The 24,577-nt window shown below is 55.8% G+C and carries 28 protein-coding genes and 1 pseudogene; 21 read left to right on the top strand and 8 right to left on the bottom strand.

Annotation, left to right across the window (positions count from 1 at the left end; all coding sequences use genetic code 11):
- The first annotated feature begins 98 nt into the window (after positions 1 to 98).
- The 4 genes from fliD to amyA all read left to right on the top strand — a co-directional run bounded on the left by fliD (position 99) and on the right by amyA (position 3,909).
- The gene (gene fliD, locus ACOTYB_RS02365; RefSeq protein WP_032659217.1) at positions 99 to 1,511 is read left to right on the top strand and encodes a flagellar filament capping protein FliD; all 1,413 of its coding nucleotides are present in this window, start codon (positions 99 to 101) and stop codon (positions 1,509 to 1,511) included.
- A gap of 30 nt (positions 1,512 to 1,541) precedes the next feature.
- On the top strand, positions 1,542 to 1,952 hold the full coding sequence (gene fliS / locus ACOTYB_RS02370; protein ID WP_006811147.1) for a flagellar export chaperone FliS: 411 nt from the start codon (positions 1,542 to 1,544) through the stop codon (positions 1,950 to 1,952).
- Positions 1,952 to 2,323: a flagella biosynthesis regulatory protein FliT gene (gene fliT, locus ACOTYB_RS02375; RefSeq protein ID WP_003859615.1), complete on the top strand. Its 372-nt coding sequence runs from the start codon at positions 1,952 to 1,954 to the stop codon at positions 2,321 to 2,323. Before fliS ends, fliT begins: the two co-directional genes overlap by 1 nt.
- A gap of 98 nt (positions 2,324 to 2,421) precedes the next feature.
- Positions 2,422 to 3,909 (top strand): alpha-amylase, encoded by a 1,488-nt coding sequence (amyA, locus tag ACOTYB_RS02380; RefSeq protein WP_045329940.1) that lies wholly within the window; start codon positions 2,422 to 2,424, stop codon positions 3,907 to 3,909.
- 445 nt (positions 3,910 to 4,354) lie between these two features.
- Here amyA and yedD read toward each other — a convergent pair whose 3' ends face one another.
- Positions 4,355 to 4,768: a lipoprotein YedD gene (gene yedD / locus ACOTYB_RS02385; RefSeq protein WP_045332691.1), complete on the bottom strand. Its 414-nt coding sequence runs from the start codon at positions 4,766 to 4,768 to the stop codon at positions 4,355 to 4,357.
- Positions 4,769 to 4,842: 74 nt separating this feature from the next.
- A complete protein-coding gene (gene fliE / locus ACOTYB_RS02390) occupies positions 4,843 to 5,157 on the bottom strand; it encodes a flagellar hook-basal body complex protein FliE (RefSeq protein WP_045330335.1) in 315 nt (104 codons plus the stop codon).
- A gap of 228 nt (positions 5,158 to 5,385) precedes the next feature.
- On the opposite strand from fliE, the gene fliF reads away from it, so the two are divergent.
- The 14 genes and pseudogenes from fliF to rcsA all read left to right on the top strand — a co-directional run bounded on the left by fliF (position 5,386) and on the right by rcsA (position 16,908).
- Positions 5,386 to 7,068 carry a flagellar basal-body MS-ring/collar protein FliF gene (gene fliF / locus ACOTYB_RS02395; protein ID WP_220153193.1) on the top strand — a complete coding sequence of 561 codons (1,683 nt, stop codon included), beginning with the start codon at positions 5,386 to 5,388 and terminating at the stop codon, positions 7,066 to 7,068.
- Complete coding sequence (gene fliG, locus ACOTYB_RS02400; protein WP_003859608.1) at positions 7,061 to 8,059, top strand: flagellar motor switch protein FliG; 999 nt, start codon at positions 7,061 to 7,063, stop codon at positions 8,057 to 8,059. Before fliF ends, fliG begins: the two co-directional genes overlap by 8 nt.
- Positions 8,052 to 8,759, top strand: a complete 708-nt coding sequence (gene fliH, locus ACOTYB_RS02405; protein WP_045330338.1) for a flagellar assembly protein FliH — start codon at positions 8,052 to 8,054, stop codon at positions 8,757 to 8,759. The genes fliG and fliH overlap by 8 nt, the downstream gene beginning before the upstream one ends.
- A complete protein-coding gene (fliI, locus tag ACOTYB_RS02410; protein WP_003859604.1) occupies positions 8,759 to 10,129 on the top strand; it encodes a flagellar protein export ATPase FliI in 1,371 nt (456 codons plus the stop codon). The genes fliH and fliI overlap by 1 nt, the downstream gene beginning before the upstream one ends.
- Before the next feature lie 21 nt (positions 10,130 to 10,150).
- Positions 10,151 to 10,594, top strand: a complete 444-nt coding sequence (fliJ, locus tag ACOTYB_RS02415) for a flagellar export protein FliJ (RefSeq protein WP_006811155.1) — start codon at positions 10,151 to 10,153, stop codon at positions 10,592 to 10,594.
- Positions 10,591 to 11,805, top strand: coding sequence for a flagellar hook length control protein FliK (gene fliK, locus ACOTYB_RS02420; RefSeq protein WP_421765737.1), 1,215 nt, complete (start codon positions 10,591 to 10,593; stop codon positions 11,803 to 11,805). Before fliJ ends, fliK begins: the two co-directional genes overlap by 4 nt.
- A 106-nt stretch (positions 11,806 to 11,911) precedes the next feature.
- On the top strand, positions 11,912 to 12,382 hold the full coding sequence (gene fliL, locus ACOTYB_RS02425; RefSeq protein WP_003859598.1) for a flagellar basal body-associated protein FliL: 471 nt from the start codon (positions 11,912 to 11,914) through the stop codon (positions 12,380 to 12,382).
- A gap of 4 nt (positions 12,383 to 12,386) precedes the next feature.
- Positions 12,387 to 13,391 carry a flagellar motor switch protein FliM gene (fliM, locus tag ACOTYB_RS02430; protein ID WP_003859594.1) on the top strand — a complete coding sequence of 335 codons (1,005 nt, stop codon included), beginning with the start codon at positions 12,387 to 12,389 and terminating at the stop codon, positions 13,389 to 13,391.
- Positions 13,388 to 13,801 carry a flagellar motor switch protein FliN gene (fliN, locus tag ACOTYB_RS02435; protein ID WP_003859592.1) on the top strand — a complete coding sequence of 138 codons (414 nt, stop codon included), beginning with the start codon at positions 13,388 to 13,390 and terminating at the stop codon, positions 13,799 to 13,801. Before fliM ends, fliN begins: the two co-directional genes overlap by 4 nt.
- A 2-nt stretch (positions 13,802 to 13,803) precedes the next feature.
- Positions 13,804 to 14,178, top strand: a complete 375-nt coding sequence (fliO, locus tag ACOTYB_RS02440) for a flagellar biosynthetic protein FliO (RefSeq protein ID WP_250018329.1) — start codon at positions 13,804 to 13,806, stop codon at positions 14,176 to 14,178.
- Positions 14,178 to 14,915, top strand: a complete 738-nt coding sequence (gene fliP / locus ACOTYB_RS02445) for a flagellar type III secretion system pore protein FliP (protein ID WP_003859589.1) — start codon at positions 14,178 to 14,180, stop codon at positions 14,913 to 14,915. Before fliO ends, fliP begins: the two co-directional genes overlap by 1 nt.
- 10 nt (positions 14,916 to 14,925) lie before the next feature.
- Positions 14,926 to 15,195: a flagellar biosynthesis protein FliQ gene (gene fliQ / locus ACOTYB_RS02450; RefSeq protein WP_003859587.1), complete on the top strand. Its 270-nt coding sequence runs from the start codon at positions 14,926 to 14,928 to the stop codon at positions 15,193 to 15,195.
- 6 nt (positions 15,196 to 15,201) lie between these two features.
- Positions 15,202 to 15,994, top strand: a pseudogene (gene fliR / locus ACOTYB_RS02455) (flagellar biosynthetic protein FliR); the annotation flags it as partial.
- A gap of 290 nt (positions 15,995 to 16,284) precedes the next feature.
- The gene (gene rcsA / locus ACOTYB_RS02460) at positions 16,285 to 16,908 is read left to right on the top strand and encodes a transcriptional regulator RcsA (RefSeq protein ID WP_003859584.1); all 624 of its coding nucleotides are present in this window, start codon (positions 16,285 to 16,287) and stop codon (positions 16,906 to 16,908) included.
- 99 nt (positions 16,909 to 17,007) lie between these two features.
- Here rcsA and dsrB read toward each other — a convergent pair whose 3' ends face one another.
- Complete coding sequence (dsrB, locus tag ACOTYB_RS02465) at positions 17,008 to 17,196, bottom strand: protein DsrB (protein ID WP_003859583.1); 189 nt, start codon at positions 17,194 to 17,196, stop codon at positions 17,008 to 17,010.
- Between the two features lie 128 nt (positions 17,197 to 17,324).
- On the opposite strand from dsrB, the gene yodD reads away from it, so the two are divergent.
- A complete protein-coding gene (gene yodD, locus ACOTYB_RS02470) occupies positions 17,325 to 17,552 on the top strand; it encodes a YodD family peroxide/acid resistance protein (protein ID WP_017383339.1) in 228 nt (75 codons plus the stop codon).
- A 295-nt stretch (positions 17,553 to 17,847) separates the two neighbouring features.
- On the top strand, positions 17,848 to 18,648 hold the full coding sequence (locus tag ACOTYB_RS02475) for a mannosyl-3-phosphoglycerate phosphatase-related protein (RefSeq protein WP_003859579.1): 801 nt from the start codon (positions 17,848 to 17,850) through the stop codon (positions 18,646 to 18,648).
- Here the strand turns inward: ACOTYB_RS02475 and dgcQ are convergent.
- The 3 genes from dgcQ to ACOTYB_RS02490 all read right to left on the bottom strand — a co-directional run bounded on the left by dgcQ (position 18,633) and on the right by ACOTYB_RS02490 (position 21,589).
- Complete coding sequence (gene dgcQ / locus ACOTYB_RS02480) at positions 18,633 to 20,333, bottom strand: cellulose biosynthesis regulator diguanylate cyclase DgcQ (protein ID WP_220153195.1); 1,701 nt, start codon at positions 20,331 to 20,333, stop codon at positions 18,633 to 18,635. The two genes, ACOTYB_RS02475 and dgcQ, sit on opposite strands and share 16 nt — an antisense overlap.
- Before the next feature lie 84 nt (positions 20,334 to 20,417).
- Positions 20,418 to 20,600 carry a YodC family protein gene (locus tag ACOTYB_RS02485; protein WP_003859574.1) on the bottom strand — a complete coding sequence of 61 codons (183 nt, stop codon included), beginning with the start codon at positions 20,598 to 20,600 and terminating at the stop codon, positions 20,418 to 20,420.
- A gap of 77 nt (positions 20,601 to 20,677) precedes the next feature.
- Positions 20,678 to 21,589, bottom strand: a complete 912-nt coding sequence (locus ACOTYB_RS02490) for a DUF808 domain-containing protein (RefSeq protein ID WP_003859571.1) — start codon at positions 21,587 to 21,589, stop codon at positions 20,678 to 20,680.
- Between the two features lie 178 nt (positions 21,590 to 21,767).
- Here ACOTYB_RS02490 and yedA point away from each other — a divergent pair, with 178 nt between their 5' ends.
- Positions 21,768 to 22,682: a drug/metabolite exporter YedA gene (gene yedA / locus ACOTYB_RS02495; RefSeq protein ID WP_220316974.1), complete on the top strand. Its 915-nt coding sequence runs from the start codon at positions 21,768 to 21,770 to the stop codon at positions 22,680 to 22,682.
- Here yedA and ACOTYB_RS02500 read toward each other — a convergent pair.
- The gene (locus ACOTYB_RS02500; RefSeq protein WP_047653411.1) at positions 22,654 to 23,145 is read right to left on the bottom strand and encodes a very short patch repair endonuclease; all 492 of its coding nucleotides are present in this window, start codon (positions 23,143 to 23,145) and stop codon (positions 22,654 to 22,656) included. The genes yedA and ACOTYB_RS02500 overlap by 29 nt on opposite strands.
- Positions 23,126 to 24,559, bottom strand: coding sequence for a DNA cytosine methyltransferase (locus ACOTYB_RS02505; protein ID WP_057979973.1), 1,434 nt, complete (start codon positions 24,557 to 24,559; stop codon positions 23,126 to 23,128). Before ACOTYB_RS02505 ends, ACOTYB_RS02500 begins: the two co-directional genes overlap by 20 nt.
- Positions 24,560 to 24,577: the final 18 nt, after the last annotated feature.

Consider the following 24,577-nt stretch of genomic DNA (forward strand, 5'->3'; position numbering starts at 1 on the left):
TCTCGCCATTAAAAAAAAGAATCTAACCGTAAACTTTCCTGAGTTGAGGCCGATAACCCCACTATTCGTTCTACGTGTCGTTACATTAAGGAATAAATATGGCAAGTATTTCTACGTTGGGAGTCGGATCAGGTTTGCAGTTAGGCGACATTCTGGACAGTCTGACCGCTGCACAAAAAGCACAGCTGACGCCGATCTCTAAGCAGCAAACTTCCTATACAGCAAAACTTAGTGCCTACGGCACGCTGAAAAGTGCATTGGAATCCTTCCAGACGGCAAATACTGCACTTAGCAAAGCCGATCTGTTTACAGCGACTACCACCGCCAGCAGCAGCACAGCCTTCAGTGCCACAACCAGCGGCAGCGCGATTGCGGGTAAATACACCATTAACGTATCGCAGCTTGCGCAGGCGCAAACCCTGACAACAGCTAAAACGCAAAGTGATAATAAAACGGCGATTGCGACAGCGGACAGCACCATCACCATTCAGCAAGGTGGTGACAAGAAACCTGTCACTATTAATATCAGTGCGGAAAACTCATCTCTGAGTGGTATCCGAGATGCGATCAACAAAGCGGATGCTGGCGTAAGTGCCAGTATTATTAACGTCGGTAATGGTGAGTATCGTCTGTCCATTACGTCGAAAGATACCGGTAAAGACAATGCCATGACTATTAGTGTCAGCGGCGATACGGCACTTCAGTCCTTCATGGGCTACAACGGTAATAGCGCAGATACCGCTAACGGCATGATGGAAAGCGTTACGGCCCAAAATGCGCTATTGAAAGTTAATAACGTTGATATTGAAAACAGCAGCAATACAATCAGTGATGCGCTGGAAGATATCACTCTCAACCTGAACGACGTGACAACCGGTAATCAGACCTTAACGATCACTACCGATAACACTAAAGCGACCAAAGCGATAAACGACTGGGTGACGGCGTATAACTCCCTGCAAGATACTTTCAGCAGCCTCACAAAATATACTGCTGTGGACGCGGGTTCAGACGCTCAGAATACCAGCAACGGCGCGTTATTAGGCGACAGTACGCTACGCACTATTCAGACTCAGTTGAGAAGCGTGCTGAATAACCCTCACACCAGTTCCAATATCAAGACCCTTGCTCAAGCTGGCATCACTACCGACCCAAGCACCGGTAAACTGGAAGTGGATGATGACAAGCTTAGCGCGGCAATGAAAAACAGCGCGGCTGGTATCAAAGACCTGCTGATCGGTGACGGGAAAACATCCGGTATCACCACCACCGTTGGAACAAACCTTACAGGTTGGCTCTCCAGCACCGGCATCATTCAGGCTGCCAAAGATGGCGTCAGTAAAACCCTGAACAATTTAACTAAGCAATATAACGCGGCCAGCGAGCGTATCGACACCATGGTAGCGCGGTATAAAGAACAGTTTACGCAATTAGACGTCATGATGAACTCGCTGAACTCTACCAGCAGTTACCTGACGCAGCAGTTCGAAAATACGTCCAGCAACAAGTAGTAAACGCTAATCAGACCCTAGGGGGATAACATGTACGGCGCAAAAGGCACGCAAGCCTACGCAAAGATAGAAGTTGAAAGCGCGGTGATGAGCGCCAGCCAGCAGCAGCTGGTTATCATGCTATTTGATGGAGCCCTCAGCGCACTGGTACGGGCACGTCTGTTCCTTGCAGACGGTAATATCCAGGCAAAAGGGCTGGCGCTCTCCAAAGCGATTAATATCATCGAAAATGGCCTGAAGGTCGGATTGGATGAAGAGAGTAAAGACGAGTTAACACAAAACCTGATCGCTCTCTATGCCTATATGGTTCGTCGCCTGCTTCAGGCCAACCTTCGCAATGATGCCAGTGCCATCGAAGAGGTGGAAAATTTACTGCGCAATATTGCGGATGGCTGGAAGGAGGCAGCAGGTATACCAACTCTTGTCCAGGACGCCGTCTAATGAGTAACGCACCGCAACTTTATGCCCTTTATCAGCAACTCCTTGAGCAGAGCCAGTTGATGTTGCGACTGGCCCGGCAGGGACTATGGGATGATCTGATCATCTGTGAAACCGACTATGTTAATGCGGTGCACTCACTGGCTCGTCTCACTCAGGAAAGTGAACCTTCGACGCAGATTCAGGAGCAGCTTCGCCCGACGCTGCGGGTGATCCTGGACAACGAAGGCCAGGTAAAAACGTTGCTGCAAGCCAGAATGGATGAACTGGCGAAGCTGGTTGGTCAATCCTCCATCCAGAAAACCGTTCTCTCCACCTACGGTAACCAGGGCGGTCATGTCCTGGTTCCGCAAAGTAATAGCGATATCAATTAGCCATTTAACTGGCGGGCAAACGTTAACCGTTTCGTTCGCCAGGCATTTCTGCCAAACCTGCTCCATACTTGAGTTTCGCGACCTCATGGAGATGGTGCATGCGCAACCCAACACTTTTACAATGTTTTCACTGGTACTACCCCACCGGCGGTGAACTGTGGCGAGAAGTCACGGCATTAGCCCCCAATCTGAACGAAATCGGCATCAATATGGTCTGGTTACCGCCGGCATATAAAGGCGCGTCCGGCGGCTATTCCGTCGGGTATGACTCTTATGACCTTTTCGACCTCGGTGAGTTTGACCAGAAAGGCAGCGTCGCCACCAAATACGGCGATAAAGCCCAGTTGCTGGAGGCCATCAACGCCTTAAAAAGCAACCAGATTGCGGTACTTCTGGACGTGGTGGTCAACCACAAAATGGGGGCCGATGAGAAGGAACCCGTCCGCGTGCAGCGCGTGGATGCGCAGGATCGCACCCAAATCAGCGATGAGATCATCGAATGCGAAGCCTGGACGCGCTACACCTTCCCCGCTCGGGCCGGCCAGTATTCGCAGTTCATTTGGGATTACAAATGCTTTAGCGGTATCGACCACATTGAAAACCCCAATGAGGACGGTATCTTCAAAATCGTCAACGACTACACCGGCGAAGGCTGGAACGATCAGGTCGACGATGAGATGGGCAATTTCGATTACCTCATGGGTGAAAATATTGATTTTCGCAACCATGCGGTGACGGAGGAGATCAAATACTGGGCGCGCTGGGTGATGGAGCAAACCCACTGCGACGGCTTCCGCCTTGACGCGGTAAAACACATCCCGGCCTGGTTCTATAAAGAGTGGATTGAGCACGTCCAGGAGGTGGCCCCGCAGCCGCTGTTTATCGTGGCGGAATACTGGTCACACGAAGTGGATAAATTGCAGCACTACATCAATCAGGTGGACGGCAAAACCATGCTGTTTGATGCGCCACTGCAAATGAAATTTCACGAAGCGTCACGCCAGGGACGCGACTACGATATGAGCCAGATTTTCACCGGTACGCTGGTGGAAGCCGATCCGTTCCATGCCGTGACGCTGGTGGCCAACCACGACACCCAACCCTTGCAGGCGCTGGAAGCCCCGGTTGAAGCCTGGTTCAAACCGCTGGCGTACGCGCTCATCCTGCTGCGTGAAAATGGCGTGCCGAGCGTGTTCTATCCGGATCTTTTTGGCGCCAGCTATGACGACACCGGCGGGGATGGCGAGACGTATCACATCGATATGCCGGTGATTGAACAACTCCACGAGCTGATCCTCGCCCGGCAGCGTTTTGCCCACGGCGTGCAGACGCTGTTTTTCGATCATCCAAACTGTATTGCGTTCAGCCGCAGCGGGACTGAGGAGCACCCGGGCTGTGTTGTGGTGCTGTCGAATGGTGATGACGGCGAGAAGACGATCTGCCTCGGGGAAAATTACGGCAATAAGACCTGGCGTGATTTTTTAGGCAACCGCGAGGAAACCGTGACCACGGCGGCGGATGGCGAAGGGACGTTCTTCTGTAACGGGGGAAGCGTCAGCGTCTGGGTGATTGAGGACGCGCTGTAGGGCTGGAACAGTGCGGTCTGCGGACCCGCTCCCGAAGCGTACGCCATCCTCACAAAATAATGTCTGCACAGACGGCCCCTTCTCCCTTGAGGGAGAGGGCTGGGGTGAGGGGGAACATACGGCTCTGGTGGTCATTCCGTTCACTTTATGTTCCTTGCTACTCTGTCACAACATAACCGGTGAACGTGCCAGGGTGGCTCAGTCGCCACCACCCTGGCGACCCGGGCTTCCGGCGGAAAATCGCCGCTTCGCGGTACCTTCGGCTTATTCCTTCCGGCTTATCGGGGACGGGCGGAGGTAACATCCCTGTAAAGCCCGCCCTCTCGGCGCATCCCTGCGCCTCGCCCCGGCCTACAGGAAACGCCTCAGCGATTTACAGCCGGACCAGAGCATCGCTGAAAGCCTTCAGTCGTTCTCAAACAAGTTTTTTGCTTCGGGTTAAAAGTTACGGAAGCTTACTCTCCAGCGGATTCTTACTCAGGTAATCTGCGCATTCCACCGTTGGACGGTCAACCTTGTACAGTTCCATACCGTCATACTCCAGCGCCGCCCCATCACGCTCCAGCGGATAGACATCCAGCTTACGCGTCACGTTATAATAATCATCTGAACGCAGCATGATCTTACCCGGCACCGCGATAACGCGCTGCCACTGACGGCAATCCAGCGTATCCCCTTCTGGCGTCACCACCAGCGTGGCAATCGCCTCCGGGCTCACCATCGCGCTCTGCGGCCCTTTCGACTGCCAGTAACCTGCCAGATGCGAAGGTGCCGGATGCTTAACCACTTCCTGATAGTTTTCGACCTGAACGCATCCCGCTAACGTCAGCATTGCAGCCACAATTGCTACTTTTTTCATCATCTTTCCTGCATGCGAAGAAAAAAATATTGTGGCATTAAAGCCATCAGGCTGCCAGCGTAAGATTGGAAGGTTTACACCTGCATCCCCATGACTTCCTGGTATGCCGACACCAGCTTGTTACGCACCTGCAACCCCATCTGCAATGACACCGACGCTTTTTGCAGATCGGCCATCACATCGTTGAGCGCCACGCCGGGTTCGCCAAGGGTAAATCTCTCAGCCTGGGTACGGGCCGCGTTTTGCTTGTCGCTGATCCGGTCCAGCGCCGCATGCAGTTGACCGGCGAAACTGACGCCCGGCAGCTGGTCAGCCACGCTCTGATTACGGGCGGTCATCGCCGTTGCCTGTAACTGACTGAGTACCCCTTCAATGCCCTGTATAGCCATGACTCTCCCCTGGATGGTTTTTTACGAGGTCAAGACTAACAGCTTGTCAATAAGATAATGGCGGTAAATAGCGTTAAAAAACCAGGTTATTTGACGCATAGAAAATCCCGAATCATCAAATAATGGCAGGGCCATCAGTATGGAACTTTTGTCGTGTTTGCCGACCCGGGAGTCAGTTTTGTTTCTCTACACGAATAACGTAAACCACCAGGATTTAAGAGGTGCGCAATGAGTGCGACAGCAGCATCGACAGCGCCACAGAATAAATCACTCGAGTGGATGAACCGCCTTCGCGCCAACCCTAAGATCCCGTTGCTTGTGGCAGGCGCTGCCGCCATTGCGATCGTTGTCGCGATGGTCTTATGGGCAAAAAGCCCCGATTACCGCACGCTCTACAGCAACCTTTCCGACCAGGATGGCGGTGCCATCGTCACCCAGTTGACCCAGATGAACATCCCGTATCGCTTTGCCGATAACGGCGGTGCACTTGAAGTACCGGCAGATAAAGTGCACGAGCTTCGCCTGCGTCTCGCCCAGCAGGGGCTGCCGAAAGGCGGCGCGGTTGGGTTTGAGCTGCTGGATCAGGAAAAATTCGGCATCAGTCAGTTCAGCGAGCAGGTTAACTACCAACGCGCGCTGGAAGGTGAGCTGGCCCGTACGATTGAAACCTTAGGCCCGGTGAAAAGTGCCCGTGTGCACCTGGCGATGCCTAAGCCGTCCCTGTTTGTCCGCGAACAAAAGTCCCCTTCTGCCTCTGTGACCGTTAACCTCGAACCTGGCCGTGCGCTGGATGAAGGGCAGATCAGCGCCGTTACGCACCTGGTTTCCAGCGCGGTGGCCGGTCTGCCGCCAGGTAACGTCACGCTGGTGGATCAGAGTGGTCATCTGCTGACGCAGTCCAACACCGCCGGGCGCGATCTCAACGACGCCCAGCTGAAATACGCCGCCGACGTGGAAGGCCGTCTTCAGCGTCGCATTGAAGCGATTCTGGGCCCGGTGGTCGGCAGCAGCAATGTGCACGCGCAGGTCACCGCGCAGATTGATTTCTCGAATAAAGAACAGACCGAAGAGCAGTACGCTCCGAACGGGGATGCCTCCCGCGCCGTGTTACGCTCGCGTCAGATCAATGAGACGGAACAGGTCGGCGGCCAGTATCCTGGCGGTGTGCCGGGCGCGCTCTCTAACCAGCCTGCGCCTGCCAACGCCGCGCCAATCTCCACCCCGCCGGCAAACCCGCAGAACGGTCAGCAAACGAATCAGCAGACGACCTCGACCGCGAACAATACCGGCCCGCGTAACAGCAGCCGTAACGAAACGACCAACTACGAAGTCGACCGGACCATCCGCCATACCAAACTGAACACGGGCGATATTCAGCGTCTCTCTGTTGCCGTGGTGGTGAACTACAAAACGCTGCCGGACGGTAAACCGCTGCCGCTCACGGCGGAGCAGATGAAGCAGATCGAAGATTTGACCCGCGAAGCGATGGGCTTCTCTGAAAAACGTGGCGATACCCTCAACGTTGTGAACTCACCGTTCAACCCGGTGGATGAGACCGGTGGCGAACTGCCGTTCTGGCAACAGCAGGCGTTCTTCGATCAGCTGATGTCCGCAGGCCGCTGGCTGCTGGTGCTGATTGTCGCGTGGCTGCTGTGGCGTAAGGGCGTTCGTCCTCAGCTACAGCGTCGTGCTGAAGCCGAGAAAGCCGCGCTGGAACAGAAGAACGCGCGTCCGGACGAGGAAGAAGCGGTTGAAGTTCGTCTCAGCAAAGATGAACAGATGCAGCAGCGTCGTGCTAACCAGCGCATGGGCGCAGAGGTGATGAGCCAGCGCATTCGCGAAATGTCAGATAACGATCCGCGCGTCGTCGCGCTGGTCATCCGCGGTTGGATGGGTAACGAACATGAGTAATACGCTTACAGGCACCGATAAGAGCGTCATCCTGCTGATGACCATTGGGGAAGATCGCGCGGCGGAGGTGTTTAAACACCTCTCCCAGCGAGAAGTGCAGATCCTCAGCGCGGCGATGGCCAACGTGCGCCAGATCTCTAACAAGCAGCTGACCGAGGTGCTGGCGGAGTTTGAGCAGGAAGCCGAGCAGTTTGCCGCCCTCAACGTCAACGCCAACGAATACCTGCGCTCCGTGCTGGTTAAGGCGCTGGGCGAAGAGCGCGCCGCCAGCCTGCTGGAAGATATTCTCGAAACGCGCGACACCGCCAGTGGGATCGAAACGCTCAACTTTATGGAGCCGCAAAGCGCCGCCGATCTTATTCGCGACGAGCACCCGCAGATTATCGCCACCATTCTGGTCCACCTCAAACGGGGCCAGGCGGCCGATATTCTTGCGCTGTTCGACGAGCGCCTGCGCCACGACGTGATGCTGCGTATTGCCACCTTCGGCGGCGTCCAGCCAGCCGCGCTGGCGGAGCTGACCGAAGTGCTGAACAACCTGCTCGACGGCCAGAACCTCAAGCGCAGCAAAATGGGCGGCGTGAGAACGGCAGCGGAAATCATCAACCTGATGAAAACGCAGCAGGAAGAGGCGGTTATTACGGCGGTACGCGAGTTCGACGGCGAGCTGGCGCAGAAAATTATCGACGAGATGTTCCTGTTCGAAAACCTGGTCGAAGTGGACGACCGCAGCATCCAGCGCCTGCTCCAGGAGGTGGACTCCGAATCGCTGCTTATCGCCCTCAAAGGCGCCGAGCAGCCGCTGCGCGAGAAGTTCCTGCGCAACATGTCCCAGCGTGCGGCCGATATCCTGCGCGACGACCTGGCCAACCGTGGCCCGGTACGTCTGTCTCAGGTGGAAAACGAACAGAAAGCGATCCTGCTTATTGTTCGTCGACTGGCCGAAACCGGCGAGATGGTGATTGGCAGCGGAGACGACACCTATGTCTGATGAACTGTCGTGGAAGCGCTGGACGCCTGACGACCTCTCCCCTCCCAGCGCAGAGTTCACCCCTGCCGTTGTGTCGTCCGACGAGGGTGACGCCGGGGCGGGCGAACCCGAGCTGAGTGAAGAGGAACAGCGCGCCCAGTTGCTGGCCCAGATGCAAATGCAGGCGCACGAACAGGGCTTCAATGCAGGGATGAACGAAGGCCGTCAGACCGGGCACGCACAGGGTTATCAGGAAGGGCTGGCGAAAGGTTTAGAGCAGGGCATCGAGCAGGCGCGCCAGCAGCAGGCGCCGCTACATGCCCGCATGCAGCAACTGGTGAGCGAGTTTCAGCATACGCTGGATGCGCTCGACAGCGTGATTGCCTCGCGCCTGATGCAGATGGCGCTGGAGGCGGCCCGTCAGGTAATCGGCCAGACGCCGGTAGTGGATAACGCCGCGCTGATTAAGCAGATCCAGGGGCTGCTCCAGCAGGAGCCGCTGTTCAGCGGCAAACCGCAGCTGCGCGTTCATCCTGATGATTTGCAGCGCGTGGAAGAGAGCCTCGGCGCGACGCTGAGCCTGCACGGCTGGCGGCTGCGCGGCGATCCGTCACTTCATCACGGAGGCTGTAAGGTCTCGGCGGATGAGGGCGATCTGGATGCCAGCGTCGCGACCCGCTGGCAGGAACTGTGCCGCCTGGCGGCACCGGGAGTCGTCTGATGACCGCTCGCCTTACGCGCTGGCTTAACACGCTTGATAATTTTGAAACGAAGATGGCGCAGCTGCCATCCGTTCGTCGTTATGGACGCCTGACGCGCGCCACCGGTCTGGTTCTGGAAGCCACGGGGCTGCAACTTCCGCTCGGCGCCACCTGCGTGATTGAGCGTCAGGACGGGGGCGACACGCGTGAAGTGGAAAGCGAAGTGGTCGGGTTCAACGGTCAGCGCCTGTTTCTGATGCCCCTTGAAGAAGTGGAAGGGATTTTGCCCGGCGCCCGCGTCTACGCGAAAAACATTAGCGGTGACGGCCTGCAAAGCGGCAAACAGCTCCCGCTCGGTCCGGCGCTGCTGGGCCGCGTCCTGGACGGAAGCGGCAAACCGCTCGATGGCCTGCCCTCCCCTGATACCACCGAAACCGGCGCGCTGATCACCCAACCCTTCAACCCGCTGCAACGCACGCCAATCGAGCACGTACTGGATACCGGCGTGCGGCCGATTAACGCCCTGCTCACCGTGGGACGCGGCCAGCGTATGGGGCTGTTTGCCGGCTCCGGCGTGGGTAAATCGGTCCTGCTCGGCATGATGGCGCGTTATACCCAGGCTGACGTGATCGTCGTTGGCCTGATTGGTGAGCGTGGTCGCGAAGTCAAAGATTTCATTGAAAACATTCTGGGTACGGAGGGCCGCGCCCGCTCGGTGGTGATCGCGGCGCCTGCGGACGTGTCGCCGCTGCTGCGTATGCAGGGTGCCGCCTACGCCACGCGTATTGCGGAAGATTTCCGCGACCGGGGCCAGCACGTGCTGCTGATTATGGACTCCCTGACCCGCTACGCGATGGCGCAGCGTGAGATTGCGCTGGCCATCGGCGAGCCGCCCGCGACCAAAGGCTACCCGCCGTCGGTCTTCGCCAAGCTCCCGGCGTTGGTTGAGCGCGCGGGGAACGGCATCAGCGGCGGCGGCTCCATCACCGCGTTCTATACGGTACTGACCGAAGGTGATGACCAGCAGGACCCGATTGCCGACTCCGCACGCGCGATCCTCGACGGCCATATCGTGCTGTCGCGCCGTCTGGCCGAAGCCGGGCACTATCCGGCCATTGATATTGAAGCGTCGATCAGCCGTGCGATGACGGCCCTGATCACCGAGCAACACTACGCCCGCGTGCGTAACTTCAAACAACTGCTCTCCAGCTTCCAGCGCAACCGCGATCTGGTAAGCGTCGGGGCGTACGCCAAAGGCAGCGACCCGATGCTCGATAAAGCGATTGCCCTCTGGCCGCAGCTGGAGGCATTTCTGCAACAGGGTATTTTTGAACGCGCCGACTGGGAAGATTCCCTCCAGGCACTGGAGCTGATTTTCCCGCAGGTGTAACACAGGTGGAGGGCGAAGGTCATGGCGCAGAACAGCGCGTTATCAACGCTGAAAGATCTGGCTGAAAAAGAAGTTGATGATGCCGCATTGCAGCTTGGCGCAATGCGACGCGGGTGCCAGCAGGCTGAAGAACAGTTGAAGATGTTAATCGACTATCAGCATGAATATCGCACCAACCTTAACACCGACATGACGCAGGGCATTGGTAGCCAGCGCTGGATTAACTATCAGCAGTTTATCCAGACGCTGGAAAAGGCGATTGAGCAGCATCGCCAGCAGCTTAACCAGTGGACGCAAAAAGTCGATACCGCGCTGAATTTCTGGCGCGAGAAAAAACAGCGGTTGCAGGCCTGGCAAACCTTACAGGACCGGCAGATTGCAGCCTCGACCCTGGCGGAAAACCGTCTGGATCAGAAAAAAATGGATGAGTTTGCCCAGCGCGCATCAATGAGGAAACCAGAATGATCACACTGCAACAACTGCTGATGACCGACAGCGACCCGTCCGGCGGCACGCTTGCCGGAAAAGGCGCTGAGGGCGCGCAAGATTTTCTCTCTCTGCTGGCGGGCGCGCTGACCGAGACCACCGGCAAAGGCAAAGATGCTCCGCTGACGCTGGCCGATCTAAAAGCGGCGGGCAGCAAGCTCTCGACAGCGGCACAGGAAAAAAACGGTGATACCACGCTCCAGGCCAAAATCGCCGAACTGCTCTCCCGTCAGGAGACTCTAACTGATGAAGATACCGCCGTCTCCCTGCAAAGCCTCGTCTCCGGCCTGAAACCCGCCGCGAATACGGATGCGCTGAAGGCGCTAACCCAGCCGGAGGCGAAAACAAACAGCGAGACCACGACTGAAGAAGAGGAGCTGGTCGGGTTAAGCGCGCTGATGGCGATGTTACCGCACCAGCAGACCACCACCCCGGTAGCGACGCACCCTGCGAGCACCGGGGAGATCGCTCCCCGTGCCACCCTCCCCTCTGCGCTAGCCCAGACGGATAACGGCCAGCATCAGCCGCTTAGCCATGCGTTAACGGGTCAGGAAAAAATGCCGGTACAGGACAGCGACACCTCGCTGCCCGCCACGGCAGCCGTTACGCCAGCCGTCGCCGCCGTCGCGGAGAAGCAGGACGTAGCGAGCGCGGCGTCGCCTGCCGCCAGCCCAACCGCGACGCTGGCCCCGATCGTCAGTCACCTGGCGCCTTCACAGCCTGCCGCTACCGTTGCGACAGCGCCGGTGTTAAGCCAGCCGCTGGGCACGCACGAATGGCAGCAGAATCTGAGCCAGCACATCACCCTGTTCACCAGACAGGGACAGCAGACCGCAGAGCTGCGTCTGCACCCGGAAGATCTGGGTCAGGTGCAAATTTCGCTTAAGCTGGATGACAACCAGGCACAGTTGCAGATGGTTTCGCCCCACAGCCACGTTCGCGCGGCGCTGGAAGCGGCCCTGCCGATCCTGCGCACGCAGCTTGCGGAAAACGGCATTCAGCTTTCCCAAAGCAGCGTCAGCAGCGAGGGCTTTGCCGGGCAGCAGCAGTCCTCATCCGGGCAGCAACAGCACGCTTCGCGTTCCGGCCAGCATGGCGGGTTTAACGATGAGAGTGAAGAGTTATTGCCTGCCCCTGCCGCCCTGCAATCCGCCGCGCGCGGCAGCCGTGCCGTAGACATCTTTGCCTAAACGCCAGAGGTAACGTGATTATCCCCGTCTTTTCCACGCTTTGACCTAAGCCGGACACGGGATAATCACCGTATTAAGCTGTACCGAAACAGGAAGCTCGTATCAGATGACAGACTCCGCTATCACCAAAAAAAGCAAGCGTTCCATCTGGATCCCGCTGCTGGTGTTGATTACCCTCGCGGCCTGCGCCACCGCAGGCTACAGTTACTGGCGTATGCAGCAGGAACCCTCCAGCGCGGCCGCCAAAGCTGAAGCGCCGCCTCCACCGGCGCCGGTCTTCTACCCGCTGGATACGTTCACCGTGAACCTGGGCGATGCGGATCGCGTGCTTTACGTGGGTATTACGCTGCGTCTGAAAGATGAAGCGACCCGTGCACGTCTGAACGACTACCTGCCAGAAGTGCGTAGCCGTCTGCTGCTGCTGTTTTCTCGTCAGGATGCCTCCGCGCTCGCCACCGATGTGGGCAAGCAAAAGCTGGTCGATGCCATCAAACAGACGCTGGCGACCCCGCTGGTAAACGGCCAACCTAAGCAGGAAGTCACTGACGTTCTGTATACAGCCTTCATTCTGCGGTAACGACATGGGCGACAGTATTCTTTCTCAGGCAGAAATCGATGCGCTGCTCAACGGCGACAGCGATAAGAGTGACGAACCGAAACCGGGTCTGACCGGCGACGATAATATTCGTCCCTACGATCCCAATACCCAGCGTCGCGTGGTGCGCGAGCGTTTACAGGCGCTGGAGATCATCAACGAACGTTTCGCACGTCAGTTCCGTATGGGGCTGTTTAACCTGCTGCGTCGTAGCCCGGATATCACCGTCGGTGCCATCCGCATTCAGCCGTATCATGAGTTTGCCCGCAACCTGCCGGTGCCAACCAACCTTAACCTGATCCATCTGAAACCGCTGCGCGGTACCGGCCTGGTGGTGTTCTCGCCAAGCCTGGTGTTCATCGCAGTGGACAACCTGTTCGGTGGCGATGGCCGTTTCCCGACCAAAGTGGAAGGCCGCGAGTTTACCCATACCGAACAGCGCGTGATTAACCGCATGCTGAAGCTGGCGCTGGAATCCTACAGCGACGCGTGGAAAGCGATTAACCCGCTGGAAGTGGAGTACGTGCGTTCCGAGATGCAGGTGAAATTTACCAACATCACCACCTCCCCGAATGACATCGTCGTGAATACCCCGTTCCACGTCGAGATCGGCAACCTGACGGGCGAGTTCAACATCTGCCTGCCGTTCAGCATGATTGAACCGCTGCGCGAACTGCTGGTTAACCCGCCGCTGGAGAACTCACGTCACGAAGATCAGAACTGGCGTGAGAACCTGGTGCGTCAGGTGCAGCACTCGCAGCTGGAGCTGGTAGCCAACTTTGCCGACATCTCCATGCGGTTATCGCAGATCCTGAAATTACAACCCGGCGACGTTTTGCCGATAGATAAACCCGACCGCATTATTGCCCATGTGGATGGCGTACCCGTGCTGACAAGCCAGTACGGCACGATTAACGGCCAGTATGCGTTACGCGTTGAGCACTTGATCAACCCGATTTTGAATTCGCTGAATGAGGAACAGCCCAAATGAGTGACATGAACAATCCGTCCGATGAAAACAGCGGAGCACTGGACGATCTGTGGGCTGACGCGTTAAACGAGCAGAAAACAACGCCGACGAAAAGCGCGGCAGACGCGGTCTTTCAGCAGTTAGGCGGCGGCGACGTCAGCGGCACGTTGCAGGACATCGACCTGATTATGGACATTCCGGTCAAGCTCACCGTTGAGCTGGGTCGCACCCGCATGACCATTAAAGAGCTGCTGCGCCTGACGCAGGGTTCCGTGGTGGCGCTTGACGGTTTAGCGGGTGAGCCGCTGGATATTCTGATCAACGGCTACCTGATTGCACAAGGCGAAGTGGTGGTGGTGGCCGATAAATACGGCGTACGTATCACCGACATCATTACCCCTTCCGAACGTATGCGTCGTCTGAGCCGTTAAGTATGAAAACCCAGGCAACACTGTCCGCGCCCTCCGCCGTACCCGGCTCACCTCTGCTCCAGGTGAGCGGCGCGCTGTTCGGTATTATTGCCTTTATCCTTATCGCCGCCTGGCTGGCAAAGCGTTTCGGTCTGGCGGGGAAAACGGCCGGTACCCGCGGGTTGAAGGTCAGCGCCAGCACCCCGCTAGGACCGCGCGAACGCGTGGTCATTGTGGAGGTGGAAGATGCGCGACTGGTGCTGGGCGTGACCGCCTCCAGCATTAACGTTCTTCACATGCTGCCCCCTGCGCCTGCCACGGTGGAGGCTAACGCCCAGGCCCCTGCGGATTTCCAGTCCGTTATGAAGAGTTTGCTCAAGCGTCCCGGGAGATCCTGATGCGCCGTTTGTTATTCCTTACGCTGGCAGGCCTGGGCCTGTTCGCGCCCTCTGTGTATGCGCAACTGCCGGGGCTGGTTTCCACGCCGCTGGCGAACGGGGGACAAAGCTGGTCCCTGTCCGTGCAGACGCTGGTGTTCATCACCTCGCTGACCTTTATCCCGGCGATCCTGCTGATGATGACCAGCTTCACCCGCATCATCATTGTGTTTGGTCTGCTGCGAAATGCGCTCGGCACACCGTCCGCACCGCCCAATCAGGTGCTGCTGGGTTTAGCCCTGTTCCTGACCTTTTTCATTATGTCGCCGGTTATCGACAAGATTTACACCGAGGCGTACCAGCCGTTCAGCGAAGATAAAATTTCCATGCAGGTTGCCCTGGAAAAGGGGGCTCAGCCATTACGTGAATTTATGCTTCGCCAGACGCGCGAAGCGGATTTGGCCCTGTTTGCCCGTCTCGCTAACACGGGCGAGTTACAGGGACCGGAAGCGGTGCCGATGCGCATCCTGCTGCCAGCGTATGTCACCAGCGAGCTGAAAACCGCGTTCCAGATTGGCTTCACCATTTTCATTCCGTTCCTGATTATCGACCTGGTGATCGCCAGCGTTCTGATGGCGCTCGGGATGATGATGGTTCCGCCCGCGACCATTGCCCTGCCCTTTAAGATCATGCTGTTCGTGCTGGTCGACGGCTGGCAGCTGCTGGTCAGCTCGCTGGCGCAGAGTTTCTACAGTTGAGGAGCGCGCAATGACGCCTGAGTCGGTCATGATGATGGGCACGGAGGCGATGAAAGTCGCGATTGCCGTCGCCGCGCCCCTGCTGCTGGTTGCGCTAGTCACCGGTCTGATTATCAGTATTCTCCAGGCCGCCACGCAGATTAACGAAATGACCCTGTCGTTCATCCCGAAGATCATTGCCGTCTTCGTGGCGATTATCGTTGCCGGGCCATGGATGCTCAATTTGCTGCTGGACTATATGCGCAACCTGTTCACCAATCTGCCTTACATCATCGGCTGACGGACGATGCTGCATTTCACCAGCGATCAATTTGTTCAGTGGCTCGGGATCTATTTCTGGCCGATGCTGCGCATCATGGCGCTGATCTCCACCGCCCCCATACTCAGTGAAAAGTCGGTGCCTAAACGCGTCAAAATTGGGCTGGGCATGGTTATCACGATTATCGTTGCCCCTTCCCTGCCGGCGGTGGATATCCCGATCTTTTCCCCGAATGCGATCTGGATTGCCCTGCAACAGGTGATGATTGGCGTGGCGGTCGGGTTCACGATGCAGCTCGCCTTCGCCGCGGTTCGAACGGCGGGTGAACTTATCGGTTTGCAAATGGGCCTGTCTTTCGCGACGTTCGTTGACCCGGGCAGCCACCTGAATATGCCCGTGCTGGCGCGTATTATCGACCTGCTGGCGATGCTGTTGTTTCTCTCGTTCAACGGCCACCTGTGGCTCATCTCGATGCTGGTGGACACCTTCCACACGCTGCCGATTGGCGACAACCCGGTCAACAGCAACGCGTTTCTGGCGCTGGTGAGGGCTGCCGGGCTGATCTTCCTCAACGGGCTGATGCTGGCGCTGCCGATCATTACCCTGCTGCTCACCGTTAACCTCGCATTAGGTTTACTCAACCGAATGGCTCCGCAGCTGTCGGTATTCGTCATCGGCTTTCCGGTGACGTTGACGGTTGGCCTTTTATTAATGTCATTATTGATGCCACTTATCGCCCCCTTCTGCGAACATTTATTCAGTGAGATATTCAATCTGTTAGCGGATATTGTTAGCGAACTTCCACGCAAATAATAACCCGCAGTGTTTGCAATGTCTTTCTGAGGATATTCCTAAAAATAATCTCGAAAAACATCTACCAGGATATATCTGACGCGGTTTAAATGTTTCTAACCACCTCACAATACTTAATATTTACTTTACTTTAAGATGATTCCTGGCAAATTATACGTAACTTTACGGGATAGTGAGTTCGCCTGAAAGTCTTTGTCATGCTCACAGGTTTTATTAGATTTTTTCCATCCCGTATGGCTGTTTATGAGCTCTCAGGCAGGTGGTGAATTATCGTTACGCATTGAGTGAGGGTATGCCATGTCAACGATCATTATGGATTTATGCAGCTACACCCGGCTAGGGTTAACCGGGTACTTAGCAAGCAGAGGGGTTAGAAAGAGAGACATCAACGATGCACACACCGTTGAAGAACTCGCAGCCGCTTGTGACGCCCACAAGCCCGGCGTGGTGTTTATTAATGAGGACTGTTTCATTCACGACCCCGCTAACAGTCAGCACATTAAGCAGATCATTAATCAGCATCCTAAGACCCTGTTCATTGTTTTTATGGCGATCGCCAATATTCATTTCGATGAGTATTTGTTGGTGCGTAAAAACTTATTAATCAGCTCGAAATCGATTAAACCAGAGTCACTTGATGACATTCTGGGCGATTATTTGAATAAAGAAGTTAAGAATGTAGGGGCGATTAACTTACCCACCCTATCATTAAGCAGAACTGAATCAAGTATGCTAAGAATGTGGATGGCTGGACAAGGGACAATTCAGATCTCAGACCAGATGAATATCAAGGCAAAAACAGTATCGTCACACAAAGGAAATATTAAAAGGAAAATTAAAACGCATAATAAGCAAGTGATATACCATGTCGTACGCCTGACAGATAATGTGACGAATGGGATTTTCGTTAATATGCGCTAATTTGCACGGCCATGTTGTACCCTACCTTGATCTCTGGCCTGGCCAGAGATTTTGCTTTTAAGCAGCCGGAGCCGGGGAGAAGACGCCCCCGACGCCGCCCTATTCCGCCGTTTCCACAAAGATCCCATCCGGGTGCCCCAGTTCGTTGAAGAACCAGATGCCGAGCGGGTAATCTTCCAGCGACACCAGATACATTGTGCCTTCATTAAACTCTTCTATTGCCAGAACCACGCCCGGGCGGCGCGGCCCACCGTCCGTTTTGACGGTTACCCGATCGTTGACCTTCATACATTCCTCCTGTGGTTTTGAGCCAGTGTAGAACAAATTACATTGCCTGGCATCGCCGCCTGGCGCGAATGGCGTTTTTGTGTGCGGTCTATACTTAGCTGTTGAGACGGTTAAATGAGGAGCCCGCCATGAAGACTGACAAAGAGTACAGCGACACCATTAAGCGTGAGGTTGAAGTGGATGTCGATGCCCTGCTTGCCGCCATCAATGAAATTAGTGAGTCCGAAGTTCATCGCGCGGAGGATAATTCAGACCGTGTCGTGGTCAATGGTCGGGATTACCATACCTACCGTGAACTGGCTGAAGCATTCGAGCTGGATATCCATGACTTTAGCGTCTCGGAGACGAACCGCTAAGACGAAAAAAATCCCGGTCATGGGGATGACCGGGATCAAACTTGCTTATGCAAGAAGCACTTGTAAATTCGTTACACCAGGAAATCTGATGCAGGTAAGACATTATCCCCAACAGAATTGTCTTACAAGCATATATTCTCTTAGCGAATATTATATTTTATACATGTGAATTTTGGTTATGAGTATAAACCTGCGCCGCGTGTGGGTTTGTCGGGATCGTTTCCACTTAAACGGCGCTTCAATGCCTATTTTTTTTAAGATTTTTCTTAGGAAAAAGCATCATCCGGGAGACATTATGCCTTCGCTTGAGGAGACTCTTCTTGTCTTTACCGACCTCGACGGCACGCTGTTGGATTTTCACACCCTTGACTGGCAGCCTGCGGCCCCGTGGCTGGAAAAATTAATGGATGAACAGATACCGGTCATTCTGTGCAGCAGCAAAACCGCGTCCGAGATGGATGACATCCAGCAGGAACTGGGGCTTGGCGGGCTGCCCTACATTGCGGAAAACGGCGCGGTGATCCAGCCTGACGTACGGTGGGAAAACGCCGCACGGTTCATCTCAGAAAAGAAGCATGACGATATCCGGCAGTGTATTGCCCGGGTACGCCAGGAGATGCATCTGAAATTCACCACCTTCGATGATGTGGACGAGCACGTAGTCGCCGAATGGACCGGGCTGAGCCGTCCCCGTTCGGTGCTTGCGCGCAAGCACGAGGCTTCCGTGACGCTGATCTGGCGTGACAGTGATGAACAAATGAGATACTTTGCCGCCGAACTCGCCCGGCAGCGGCTGAAGATCGTCCAGGGTGCACGCTTCTGGCATATTCTGGACACCTGCTGCGGCAAAGACGTGGCGGTTCACTGGCTTGTGGACCAGTATCGCCTGCACGAGGGCTACGAACCGACGACGCTGGGCCTGGGCGACGGCCCCAATGATGCCCCGCTGCTGGACAGCGTAGGCTTCGCCGTGGTGGTGAAAGGCTTCAACCGGGAGGGTATCAGCCTTATAAACAACGATCCAGCCCGGGTTTATCACACTCAGCACACCGGGCCGACCGGCTGGTGCGAGGGACTTGATTACTTTTTGAGGTGATCTTGCCAGATGACCCGGTTACGCCCGCGCTGTTTCGCCTCATACAGACGCGCATCGGCGGTGGATTGCAGATTTTCGAAGTGATAATTGCCCTTCTCCTGCGCACCAGAGACGCCAAACGACGCACTCACGCGCAGGGTGGTACTTTTCTTAATCAGGATCTCTTTGCTGTCGATACGCTCGCGGATCTGCTCTGCGACTTCCGCCGCCTCTTCAAGCGTCATGCCGGGCAGCACCACACAGAACTCTTCCCCCCCGACGCGTCCGTCAATATCTTTATCACGGAGGGTGCTGGCAATCAGCCCCGCGGCATGGGACAACACCTTATCACCCGCCTGATGCCCGAACCGATCATTGATACTCTTGAAGCAGTCAAGATCGATCTGAATGACCGAGAAAGGAAGCGACTGCTGTTCACACTGCTTCGCCAGTATTTTCGCCTGATCAAACAGCGATCCACGATTATTCAGCCGGGTCAGAGGGTCATGCCAGGCCTGCCATTGCAGCGAGTTCTGCATCGAATACATATTACTGACCATGCGCCGGATCACCAGCCATGAGATGAGCAGCATCGCGGTGAACAGCGCCCAAAGCAATGCCAGCACAATGCTGATGCTACCGAAATCGCCGCGCACCCCTTCATCCAGGGTGTGCACGCGCAGGATGACGCCATCAAAATGGTCAAGACGCTCCCAGCTGACAAAACGACTCCCCAGACGAATGCCGCCTTCGGAATCCGATTCTATCGCGTGCGCTATCTGGGCTAATTCGCGCGCGTCAAAATGATTAACGTCCACAGCAGGTGACTCAGATGTCGCAAGCAGGGTAAGCCGGCTGTCATACAGCTGGTATTCCCCTTCCGGGTTATCGCCCACGGCTTCCACCAGCAGGCGACGCAGGGTGGCAAAGGTGAAATCCATCGCCACCACGCCATACCAGACGTGATGGTAATAAACTGGCACGCTGGCGGTAATCAGCGGCTTTTTGCCCACAAAAGAGGAAGGCGGCGAGATAAACCAGCGCACGGCACGCGCACGGTTTTCACGCTCGGACTGTTGGGTAAACCAGGGCTGAGTGACCAGATGATAATAGCGCTGCACGATATCGCTGGAATTTCCCGGCGTATCCGTTTCCAGAAAGAATCCGGCGCGAGAGACATAAATCACGCGCTCTTCGTTGCGGGAAGGGCTGGATGCCAGACGCAGTAAATACCCCACTTCAAGCGCCGCGGACAATTCATTATCAAGGTACTCATCATCACGGTTCAGAAGAGTGGTCTTTTCAACGAAGGCATCCGAAACACCGTTGATCGGTAATGTGCGCCGTTTATCAACCGCAATTTGCCAGGTGGGAGACGTGCGCAAATGCGCAAAACGCTTTACCGCATCATGCAGCGCGCCAAACGCCAGCGGCGTTTCCAGCGCATCATGCATGCTGTGGCGAAAAAACAGCATTTTATCGACGCTGAACTGAAGCTGTCTGTCCAGCGCACTGGCAACCGTTTCCAGATGGTTACGCTGGCTGGAGATATAAGCATCTTCCAGTACCACAACTTCGCGCCAGGTCAGGAGAGTGGAAAAAATCAGGACAACGATAAAACAGAGGTTAACAATCAAACTGGGATTGCTACGCTTATGCAGCCACTGCAAAAAAGATTGTTTTACAACAAAGGTATCGTGCTGCACACACACTCCCTGATTGTCGCTCACCATCCGATATGATAAGTCTTCTGCCAGTAAAAACGCCCGGCAAGGCCGGGCGTTGTGTGATTAAGCCTTGTCGCGTTTTTGCCTTTTATTAGCAGGCTGAAGCTCGTCTTCACGAAAAGCCTCCCGCTTAATGCCGTATCCATCATGCCACCGACACTCCACCATTCCGCTGGAATACCCGGTGACGATCATGCCTGGACCACCATTTTTAGGCTTAACTTCATCACTGATCAAAAAGACCATACCTGCCTCCTGTATCAGGGTGAAACGTTTTCAATTTAGACGAGGAATAGTCTTTTTGCACCCGGGGTCAGCAATAATTAATGCGATTTCCCGCGTACTTTTTCAACCAGCTTAACAACGGCTACCACAATCAGACCGACGATAAAGCCCAGCACGAGGTTAAGCAGTGTGGGCAGGATCGCAGCGACTACCGCTCCCTGGCCTGACGCAAAATGTTCAATCATGTGATGCAGCGAAGCAACACCGTGCACGATAATTCCACCGCCGACCAGGAACATTGCCAGGGTTCCCACCACCGATAAGGTTTTCATCAGCCACGGCGCTACCACCAGCAGGCTTTTCCCGATGCCGCGCGCAATTGCGCTGGATTTTTTTTCCAGCCAGAATCCGATATCGTCCAGCTTGACGATCAGCCCGACCAGACCATAAACCCCTATCGTCACGAGGATCGCAATGCCGGACAGGATCAGCACCTGGTTCATCAGAGGGGCTTCTGAGACGATCCCCAGCGTAATCGCCACAATTTCGGCCGAGAGGATGAAGTCAGTACGGATCGCGCCTTTGACCTTATCGCGCTCGAAGGTTTTTGGATCCTGCGCGGCCAGCGCTTCCAGACGCTGCTGGCGCATTTCTGGGGTGTCTTTCTCTTTGCGTGCAGCGAACATATGCAACACTTTTTCGGCACCCTCGAAGCACAGGAACGCCCCGCCAATCATCAGCAGGGGCGTAATGGCCCAGGGTATAAAGGCGCTAATCAACAACGCCAGCGGAACGAGGATCACCTTGTTAATAAAGGACCCTTTCGCTACGCCCCACACCACCGGCAACTCACGGTTCGCCCGCACGCCGCTGACCTGCTGCGCGTTCAACGACAAATCATCTCCCAGTACCCCGGCGGTTTTTTTCGCCGCCAGTTTTCCCATAACCGAAATGTCATCCAGCAAGGTGGCGATATCATCCAGCAATGTTAATAAGCTACTTCCTGCCAAAATCTCTATCCTTCTTTTTTTGCTAATTAAGTGAATAGTATGGAACAAAACTCACCGCCCGGAAACAGGCACCTCACGTCAACAAAAATTTCACATTAACTACACAATTAAAGCACTCGCCAGCCCGATAGTTTTGGCGTTAACTATGAGCGAACTTTTTATTTCGTCGTGAGGGACTATGCGTTTTCGGCATTTATTACCGCTCATTGGAGCACTCTTTTCTCTTTATATCATCTGGGGATCCACCTATTTTGTCATTCGTATAGGCGTGGAAAGCTGGCCCCCGCTGATGATGGCCGGTATTCGTTTCCTTACGGCCGGCGTGCTGCTGATGGCATTTTTATTGCTGCGCGGCCACAGGCTACCGCCGCTGCGTCCCTTGCTTAACGCCGCCCTGATTGGCCTGCTGCTGCTGGCGGTGGGCAATGGCGCGGTAACCGTCGCCGAGCACCAGAACGTACCGTCGGGCATCGCCGCCGTGGTCGTCGCGACCGTGCCGCTGTTTACGCTCTGCTTTAGTCGTCTCTTCGGGATCCGCACCCGTAAGCTCGAATGGCTGGGCATCGCGATTGGGCTTGTGGGTATCATCCTGCTGAACAGCGGCGGTAACCTGAGCGGGAACCCCTGGGCTGCCGTTCTGATCATGATCGGCTCCATGAGCTGGGCCTTCGGCTCGGTCTACGGTTCCCGCATCGAGCTGCCTTCCGGGATGATGGCGGGTGCCATTGAGATGCTCGCGGCAGGCATTGTGCTGCTGATGGCCTCCGCGTTGACGGGTGAAAAACTGACGGCGATGCCAGACCTTTCAGGTTTCCTGGCCGTCGGGTATCTGGCGCTGTTTGGCTCCATTATCGCCATCAATGCCTATATGTACCTGATTCGCAACATCTCACCGGCGGTTGCCACCAGCTACGCCTACGTTAACCCGGTGGTTGCCGTGCTGCTGGGTACCGGTTTTGCGGGCGAAGTGCTGTCGACGATTGAATGGCTGGCGCTGGGCGTGATTGTCTTTGCCGTGGTGCTGGTCACGCTGGGTAAATATTTGCTGCCCGCGAAACCCCTTGTCAAGGCGTGTGAGGTGGAGAAACCGTGATCGGGTGAATGCCCTGGGTATCGATCTGCGCGGCCTGACCGCCGCCGCAGATCCACTCTTCCAGCCGCTCCGTCAGTTCCACGTCATTCAGCTTCATTCTTCCGCGCAGCGCGCACTCCCAGACAATCAGCACCCGCCAGCCCTGAGCGTAAAGCTGCGAAACATCGCGTTTATCACGCTCGACGTTCCTGCCAATTTTGTCCAGCCAGAAGTCGGTGCGTGTCGCCGGGACTTTAAACAGATAGCAGTCATGATGATGCCAGAAACAGCCGTGGGTAAAGATGATGCACTGGTACGCGTCGATGACGAAATCAGGACGCCCGGCAAGCGTGGCATCCTGAACCCTGAATTCAAACCCGACGGCGGTCAGGAGGCCCGCGATCCGTTTTTCGATCGCGGTATCACGCGTGCCGATGGCACGCATGTTTTTACTGCGCGTGGCCTTATTGTGAACGTCCGCCATTGACGGCCTCACTCTGACGAAGCTGAACGGCCTTGCTGATACGTGAGGCCAGCAGTTTTGCGACGGCGGCAAAGGCGGGCACTACCACCGAGTTGCCAAACTGACGATAGGCCTGGGTGTCCGACACGGGGATGCGAAAACTGTAGCCCTGCGGCGTCTCAAAGCCCATTAAGCGAGCGCACTCGCGCGGCGTTAAGCGCCGCGGTCGGTGCTGTTGGTTCTGTGGATCGTCGAAATCTTTTTCGCCCAGCGCCTTATCCCAGCCCCGATCGATAAGAATTTCCGCGCCATCTTTGTAATAGCGCGCCGACAGCGTACGCGTCACGCTGTCAGGATTAAGCGGATTGACCATGCCAAACCCAAAGCCATTGCCTTTGGCCTGATGCTTTTTGGCATAGCGATAGAGGTATTTCCACAGCACCGGGGTCAGAATGAATTTTGCATCGACGGCCGGCTCCAGCAGATCGGCTACCGTCGGGCGGCGCGCCGGATACAGCGAAGGCAAATCACGCAGCGTAAAATCGCCTTTCAGGTTGAGATCGCGGCGGAAGCCCACCAGCACAATACGTTCGCGGTGCTGTGGCAGGAAGTGTTTACCGTCGATAATTTTCGGATCGTCCGGCCCCATATCCTCTGCATCCGCCACGTCGTAACCCAGTTCATCCAGCGTTTGCATGATAATGCGGAAGGTTTTGCCGCCGTCATGACTCTTTAAATTCTTGACGTTCTCCAGCACAAAAATTGCCGGGCGGCGGGCATCAATAATCCGGGCAACGTCAAAAAACAGTGTGCCCTGCGTATCACAGGCAAAGCCGTGTGCGCGTCCCAGCGCGTTCTTTTTCGACACGCCAGCCAGCGAGAACGGCTGACACGGAAAGCCTGCCAGCAGCACATCGTGCGCCGGAATGGTATTGCGAATGTGTTCGGCGGCCTCTTCATCGCTGACGCCAGTTTTGTGGCTCAGCGTGACATCACGAATATCCGCGTTGAACTGGTGCGCGTCGGGGTCGCAATACCAGTTGGCTTTATAGGTACGGACGGCATGTTTATTCCATTCACTGGTGAACACACACTGCCCGCCAATAGCTTCAAAGCCATGGCGAATGCCGCCGATACCGGCAAAGAGATCGATAAATCGAAAGGCATAATTCGGATGCGCAGCAGGAGGACGCGGCAGCAGGTTGCGCAGATAACGGAACTCGCCGTCGCTCAGGCGGTGCCCTGCCCTGTCGCTTATCAGCAACCGCTTGAGTATCGCCGGGCTCCAGTGACTCTCGCCATGGGCCACCAGCTGGTTTGCCAGCGTTTTAGCATCATACATTTCCAGCAGCTGACGCAGGAGTGCCTGCACGGCTGCCGTTGATTTCTCAACCCGCTCAGGCGCGGGCACAGTCACTGATCGATTTTCCTGCATTCTCTTAACCGGACAATA

Source organism: Enterobacter cloacae complex sp. IR5450, from assembly GCF_049238665.1.
GTDB classification, from domain to species: Bacteria; Pseudomonadota; Gammaproteobacteria; order Enterobacterales; family Enterobacteriaceae; genus Enterobacter; species Enterobacter hormaechei_C.

Excerpts from the sequence above, each read along its gene's own strand:
- fliD (WP_032659217.1), top strand. The coding sequence starts at position 99 with ATGGCAAGTATTTCTACGTTGGGAGTCGGATCAGGTTTGCAGTTAGGC.
- fliS (WP_006811147.1), top strand. The coding sequence starts at position 1,542 with ATGTACGGCGCAAAAGGCACGCAAGCCTACGCAAAGATAGAAGTTGAA.
- fliT (WP_003859615.1), top strand. The coding sequence starts at position 1,952 with ATGAGTAACGCACCGCAACTTTATGCCCTTTATCAGCAACTCCTTGAG.
- amyA (WP_045329940.1), top strand. The coding sequence starts at position 2,422 with ATGCGCAACCCAACACTTTTACAATGTTTTCACTGGTACTACCCCACC.
- yedD (WP_045332691.1), bottom strand. The coding sequence starts at position 4,768 with ATGAAAAAAGTAGCAATTGTGGCTGCAATGCTGACGTTAGCGGGATGC.
- fliE (WP_045330335.1), bottom strand. The coding sequence starts at position 5,157 with ATGGCTATACAGGGCATTGAAGGGGTACTCAGTCAGTTACAGGCAACG.
- fliF (WP_220153193.1), top strand. The coding sequence starts at position 5,386 with ATGAGTGCGACAGCAGCATCGACAGCGCCACAGAATAAATCACTCGAG.
- fliG (WP_003859608.1), top strand. The coding sequence starts at position 7,061 with ATGAGTAATACGCTTACAGGCACCGATAAGAGCGTCATCCTGCTGATG.
- fliH (WP_045330338.1), top strand. The coding sequence starts at position 8,052 with ATGTCTGATGAACTGTCGTGGAAGCGCTGGACGCCTGACGACCTCTCC.
- fliI (WP_003859604.1), top strand. The coding sequence starts at position 8,759 with ATGACCGCTCGCCTTACGCGCTGGCTTAACACGCTTGATAATTTTGAA.
- fliJ (WP_006811155.1), top strand. The coding sequence starts at position 10,151 with ATGGCGCAGAACAGCGCGTTATCAACGCTGAAAGATCTGGCTGAAAAA.
- fliK (WP_421765737.1), top strand. The coding sequence starts at position 10,591 with ATGATCACACTGCAACAACTGCTGATGACCGACAGCGACCCGTCCGGC.
- fliL (WP_003859598.1), top strand. The coding sequence starts at position 11,912 with ATGACAGACTCCGCTATCACCAAAAAAAGCAAGCGTTCCATCTGGATC.
- fliM (WP_003859594.1), top strand. The coding sequence starts at position 12,387 with ATGGGCGACAGTATTCTTTCTCAGGCAGAAATCGATGCGCTGCTCAAC.
- fliN (WP_003859592.1), top strand. The coding sequence starts at position 13,388 with ATGAGTGACATGAACAATCCGTCCGATGAAAACAGCGGAGCACTGGAC.
- fliO (WP_250018329.1), top strand. The coding sequence starts at position 13,804 with ATGAAAACCCAGGCAACACTGTCCGCGCCCTCCGCCGTACCCGGCTCA.
- fliP (WP_003859589.1), top strand. The coding sequence starts at position 14,178 with ATGCGCCGTTTGTTATTCCTTACGCTGGCAGGCCTGGGCCTGTTCGCG.
- fliQ (WP_003859587.1), top strand. The coding sequence starts at position 14,926 with ATGACGCCTGAGTCGGTCATGATGATGGGCACGGAGGCGATGAAAGTC.
- rcsA (WP_003859584.1), top strand. The coding sequence starts at position 16,285 with ATGTCAACGATCATTATGGATTTATGCAGCTACACCCGGCTAGGGTTA.
- dsrB (WP_003859583.1), bottom strand. The coding sequence starts at position 17,196 with ATGAAGGTCAACGATCGGGTAACCGTCAAAACGGACGGTGGGCCGCGC.
- yodD (WP_017383339.1), top strand. The coding sequence starts at position 17,325 with ATGAAGACTGACAAAGAGTACAGCGACACCATTAAGCGTGAGGTTGAA.
- ACOTYB_RS02475 (WP_003859579.1), top strand. The coding sequence starts at position 17,848 with ATGCCTTCGCTTGAGGAGACTCTTCTTGTCTTTACCGACCTCGACGGC.
- ACOTYB_RS02485 (WP_003859574.1), bottom strand. The coding sequence starts at position 20,600 with ATGGTCTTTTTGATCAGTGATGAAGTTAAGCCTAAAAATGGTGGTCCA.
- yedA (WP_220316974.1), top strand. The coding sequence starts at position 21,768 with ATGCGTTTTCGGCATTTATTACCGCTCATTGGAGCACTCTTTTCTCTT.
- ACOTYB_RS02500 (WP_047653411.1), bottom strand. The coding sequence starts at position 23,145 with ATGGCGGACGTTCACAATAAGGCCACGCGCAGTAAAAACATGCGTGCC.
- ACOTYB_RS02505 (WP_057979973.1), bottom strand. The coding sequence starts at position 24,559 with ATGCAGGAAAATCGATCAGTGACTGTGCCCGCGCCTGAGCGGGTTGAG.